A 554-nucleotide genomic window follows, 5' to 3' on the forward strand; every position below is an offset into this window, starting at 1 on the left:
TGCCTCGACTGTGACGTTCCTTCCTCGCTTCTGGCCAGCGGTGCGGCTGCTCCCTGCGCGCTCCCCAGCCCTGCCACTGAGCTGCACAGCCGCCAAGGCAAGTGCTAGCACCAACTCCACATCCTCCACCAGTAACAACGCCTGAAGGCAAGGAAGCAGGTCTGATGGTGATGATGATGATGATGATGATGATGATGATGATGATGATGATGATGATGATGATGATCTTACACCGTGTTGACCGTCAGCCGGGTATGGCTGCTCGGCCTTGCTCACTGGCAAATTGGATGTGAAAACTAGCAACCTGCTCCAGGTAAGGCAGGCGGCCTCAACAACTTGCAGCCAGCCTGCATTGCTGCCTGAATTGCAGCCAGCCTGAGCCGGACCACAGGCACATAACACGATCACAGGCACAACACACGACCGCAGGCACAGCACGTGACCACAGCCCTAGCACGCGACCACAGCCACAGCACATGACCACAGGCACAGCAAAGCAGTGTAGAGCTATGTCACCCCCCGTGCCAGAGTGACCCAATTGAGGTGCTTATATG

The 554-nt window shown here is 56.7% G+C and carries 1 protein-coding gene; it reads right to left on the reverse strand.

What is annotated here, in order from left to right; translation table 11 throughout:
- Nucleotides 1-276 (reverse strand): hypothetical protein (locus tag ACT6R0_RS18645; protein ID WP_444667458.1); only part of this gene is annotated, 276 nt, incomplete at its 3' end.
- Nucleotides 277-554 lie beyond the last annotated feature (278 nt).

It is taken from the genome of Flavobacterium sp. (genome assembly GCF_052437795.1).
Classification (GTDB): Bacteria; Bacteroidota; Bacteroidia; order Flavobacteriales; family Flavobacteriaceae; genus Flavobacterium.